This window comes from Ligilactobacillus pobuzihii E100301 = KCTC 13174 (assembly GCF_000349725.1).
Lineage (GTDB): Bacteria > Bacillota > Bacilli > Lactobacillales > Lactobacillaceae > Ligilactobacillus > Ligilactobacillus pobuzihii.
The window spans coordinates 1-3,939 of the sequence record NZ_APCP01000111.1 but is presented as its reverse complement, the minus strand read 5'-3'; the positions used below and the strand labels follow the sequence as shown (position 1 = coordinate 3,939).

Genomic DNA, 3,939 nt, shown 5'->3' with positions numbered 1-3,939 from the left:
GGTAGTGCGTAAAAAAGAAAAATACTAATATTTGTTACCACAAATAGGTAATATCAAGGGTTGCGGTCTGTTTTTGTGCTTTCAACCTTTAGTTGGTTATAAATTTCCCGTAATAACTTTAGATCCCCAGTGGATAAGGACGTCTTTCCCTGGTCGATCGGGAACATTACTGAATTACGGTCATTGCGATGGTCCAAACCTAAAGCGTGTCCGATCTCATGGATCGCCACAGATAAGCGTGGTGGATATTGACTGTTTAGATTAGCCTGACCACTATTCATATCGTTACCATTGATCCCCATCTTCGGGTAGATCCGCGGCCCGCCTACGCCTAATTCTCGTAGACCACCCACATTTTGTTGCTTTCTTTGACCTTCTTTTTGGTAAACACCTAATGTCAATTCGTTATCTTTTCCCTGTCCCTGGCCGGCTCGCAACTTGACGATACCTGTCTTATTGTAAACGGCGATCGCCTGCTGGTAAACCTTGCGGAACTTATCTGGTACATCATCTTTAAAGTGATAATAATATGTTTGCGATAAATGTCGGTCGAAAACGATGTCTTCGATCCCATCTTTATCAGTTTGATGCGTATCTTGTTCAACTGCAGACTGTGCAAAGTTTTTAGTCACTTGTCGTTCGATGATCGTGCCAAAGTCGTGAACTTGGCTCGTTAGTTTTTCGTCCAAATTGGGGGTAAAAAAGATATTGACTGTTAATAAAACTACAACTAGTGAAACTAGCCGTTTAAACCATTTCATCATACTCTTTCACTACCTTATTTCTCAGAAACATTAGCGTCGACTTTCACAATCGATTGTGCCAGACTCGACTGTTGATACTGCTGTTGAAGCCACGACGACTGCGTCATCAATAATAAATTCAAGACAACAAAGACTGTCAAATATTGCACAGCCAGACCGGCCAAGATCCCTAGAAGCGAATTACCGAACCGCACTACTGGAAAACGGGTCAACTGATTGAGCCAACGCCAGATACCTTGGAAAACGCCACTTGCCAGTAGAAACAAAAACAAGAAAACTACTATATTAGTAAAATAGCGAGTCGGGATCGACATTTGTAAGTCGGCATATTGCCTTAAGATGTTAGTGACCCAGCCAGCAACATTTTGATTATAATACATCGCAAAGATCAAGCCTAAAAACATGGAAACTAACGTACCAAATTGCAAAACGAATCCCTTCTGGTAGCCGTAATAAGCTCCTAAAATCAGCATTAAAATTATTATTATTGTTAAAATCATTAACTCATCTCTCATCCAAACTTAGTGATCACTATTTTTAAAACTAGTTAGTGACAAATGCAATTTATTATAGCTAGCCTGACAGCTATCCGTCAATTAAATAAGATTTCTGCTGCTAGCTACGAAACTGTCTTATTAACTATCATACCCACAAACACGTATATAGTTAATTAAGTTAGCTTACTTTTAACCTAATTTAATTTTTCAACTAGCTATTTTGCAAAAATTTAAGCATTGGCTATTTACTACTAGCCCACCAGTCGTGGCCAAAGATTTTCCAAGGCAAAAAAATTACCTCACCTTTGGGCAAATGAGGTAATTTATTCAATTATTTAACTGGATATTCTATTTTAGAATGCTATTTTTTAGTGACTTCACCGTCAGGATCCATTTTGACATGCATGTTATTAACACTGTAATAACCTAACTTAGAAACTAAGCCTTTTTGCACATCATCGGATAAGATATAATCAACTAACTTCTTGGCAGAACCACTTGGCTTGCCTTTGGTATACATATGCTCGTATGACCAGATCTTCCATTTGTTAGTTGAAACATTTTTATAGGTCGGCTTGACGTTATCGATCGATAGTTCTTGTAAATCTTTATTGACATAGGAGAATGCTAGATAACTAATAGCACCTGGTGTTTGCTTGACGATCTTTTGCACTGTCCCGTTGGAATCTTGTTCCTGTGCATTAACTGGTTTGTCGTCTGGTTGCAAGACAGCATTTTCAAATGTAGCTCGTGTACCAGAATCCTTTGCCCGGTTAATAACGGAGATCTTTTGGTCCTTACCACCTACTTCTTTCCAGTTAGTGATCTTACCTGTAAAAATCTGACGGAGCTGATCCATCGAAACATTTTTAACACCGACATCCTTATTGATCACGGGTGCCATCCCAACTACGGCTACCTTATGGTCTGTTAATTTGTCAGGGTGGATCCCTTCTTGTTGTTCTGCGAAAATATCTGAGTTACCGACCTGGACCGCTCCTGATTGAACTTGGCTAAGACCGGTACCGGAACCGCCACCTTGGACAGTAATATTAGATCCTGGATTATCCTCTTGAAATTGGGAGGATGCCTTTTCAACTAATGGCTGCAAGGCAGTCGAACCCACGATCGTTAGTTTATCTTTGCCTGAATTTGAAGAAGATGATGAATCGCTACTATTAGACCCCGAACCACAGCCAGCTAGTGTTAAGCCCAAAACTCCCAAAGTTGTGACTGCGATCGTAGCAAGTTTACCTTTTTTCATTCAAAGCCCCTCTTTATCTTTATTATTTTTTGACTATCTACAGAATAAACTTTTTAGGTAATGGCCTGATGTTGTTTTTGTAAAGTTTTAGTAAATTCCAAAATATCTTTTTTATTATATTTATTTTCAATTAAAACGGTTTATAAATACAAAAACATTTCAAAACTGCAACAATGTTTCAAAAACTTCTATTTCCGTTTAAATCAAGGCTGATTCCTGTTTTTATATCTAAGATGGTGGTATATTTAAACTATGATAAATCTTGAGAGATAAGAGGAAGAAGGTATTAAAAATGGGATTGATCCGCTTCAGTAAACGGATGCCTAGTATAATCAGAAAGATCACCCAACCGAACAAAAAACATGGTTCGTCTACCGCTAGTTTTGCACACATCTTTGCGGGAGAGTGGCAATTTACTGATGAAAATAACTCTCGGGTACACCACCTACATATTCAGGTCGACATGTCGATCTCATTAGATGGACGTGCTCTACCAGGATCAGTTTTAAACTTAAACGAGCGTGAGTTAGTCTTTTTAGATTCCTATGGTTATCACCTACGGATCGATGCGATCGATGGACATCCAATCAGTGTCTATGACGAAGCTGACGACCGTGTTTACCAATTATCCTCTTGCGATTCAGATCATAAATAAATTCAAGCTATTATTATAATAAAGAAGCAACCTTGCAGTTAAGCAGGGTATTTTTTACGCTTATTTTTCTTTTTCGGACCAGTGATCCTGGCAAATGGTGTTCCCTGATTCACCACAACTAAAACATTTAAGTTCGCGATTTTACATTTTAAAGGCCAACTTTAACCCACGAACGATCCATTAATTAGACAAACAAACAGCGCCTGCTATTTAGCGAAACCCCCTAAACAACAAACGCTGTTTTAAGATCAACTTCATTTAAAATGAGAAGTCCAAATTACCATCATAGGCAGCTTGGAAAAACTTCACGATATCTTCTTTTGTACCGACCCGTGGATTAGATGCAGCATTCCCATCTTTCAGGGCATTTTCTGCCATCAATTCGAAGTCTTTTGGATCAGCACCGATCTCTTTGATTGTCTGTGGAATACCCACATCATCTGACATCTGCTTCATTGCCTTCACGGACAATTCGGCCGCGTCACGTGTCGACAAGCCAGTTAACATATTGATACCCAATTCTCCATTAGAAATCAGAGCGACACGTTATAATAACCGACCAAAATGCTATTCCAATGTGAGAAACGTAACATACTAATGAATGCACCACCATGCAATTTGAATAAAAAAATACTTTTTCTTTAGACAAAAGATAACTTAAATCTTGCCTGATTTACAATCCAAGTGCAACACAAGTCAAAATTAAACAAAAAAAGCCATAAAGGCCTAAACTATAAGTGTCTAAACTAAATAGAAAGG

Annotated in this window: 4 protein-coding genes and 1 pseudogene; 1 reads left to right on the top strand and 4 read right to left on the bottom strand. The window is 38.5% G+C overall.

What is annotated here, in order from left to right:
• Positions 1-53: 53 nt before the first annotated feature.
• The 3 genes from LACPOB_RS0101530 to LACPOB_RS0101520 all read right to left on the bottom strand — a co-directional run bounded on the left by LACPOB_RS0101530 (position 54) and on the right by LACPOB_RS0101520 (position 2,525).
• The gene (locus tag LACPOB_RS0101530) at positions 54-764 is read right to left on the bottom strand and encodes a matrixin family metalloprotease (RefSeq protein WP_017867076.1); all 711 of its coding nucleotides are present in this window, start codon (positions 762-764) and stop codon (positions 54-56) included.
• A 14-nt stretch (positions 765-778) separates the two neighbouring features.
• The gene (locus LACPOB_RS0101525) at positions 779-1,264 is read right to left on the bottom strand and encodes a CvpA family protein (RefSeq protein ID WP_081607028.1); all 486 of its coding nucleotides are present in this window, start codon (positions 1,262-1,264) and stop codon (positions 779-781) included.
• Positions 1,265-1,622: 358 nt separating this feature from the next.
• Positions 1,623-2,525: a phosphate ABC transporter substrate-binding protein PstS family protein gene (locus tag LACPOB_RS0101520; RefSeq protein WP_017867074.1), complete on the bottom strand. Its 903-nt coding sequence runs from the start codon at positions 2,523-2,525 to the stop codon at positions 1,623-1,625.
• Positions 2,526-2,817: 292 nt separating this feature from the next.
• On the opposite strand from LACPOB_RS0101520, the gene LACPOB_RS0101510 reads away from it, so the two are divergent.
• Positions 2,818-3,180: a DUF4828 domain-containing protein gene (locus tag LACPOB_RS0101510; RefSeq protein WP_017867073.1), complete on the top strand. Its 363-nt coding sequence runs from the start codon at positions 2,818-2,820 to the stop codon at positions 3,178-3,180.
• A 258-nt stretch (positions 3,181-3,438) separates the two neighbouring features.
• Here the strand turns inward: LACPOB_RS0101510 and LACPOB_RS0101505 are convergent.
• Positions 3,439-3,678: pseudogene (locus LACPOB_RS0101505) on the bottom strand (iron-containing alcohol dehydrogenase); the annotation flags it as partial.
• Positions 3,679-3,939: the final 261 nt, after the last annotated feature.

What these genes read in the sequence shown, in the direction of transcription:
- LACPOB_RS0101530 (WP_017867076.1), bottom strand. Translation starts at nt 764, where the DNA reads ATGATGAAATGGTTTAAACGGCTAGTTTCACTAGTTGTAGTTTTATTA.
- LACPOB_RS0101525 (WP_081607028.1), bottom strand. Translation starts at nt 1,264, where the DNA reads ATGATTTTAACAATAATAATAATTTTAATGCTGATTTTAGGAGCTTAT.
- LACPOB_RS0101520 (WP_017867074.1), bottom strand. Translation starts at nt 2,525, where the DNA reads ATGAAAAAAGGTAAACTTGCTACGATCGCAGTCACAACTTTGGGAGTT.
- LACPOB_RS0101510 (WP_017867073.1), top strand. Translation starts at nt 2,818, where the DNA reads ATGGGATTGATCCGCTTCAGTAAACGGATGCCTAGTATAATCAGAAAG.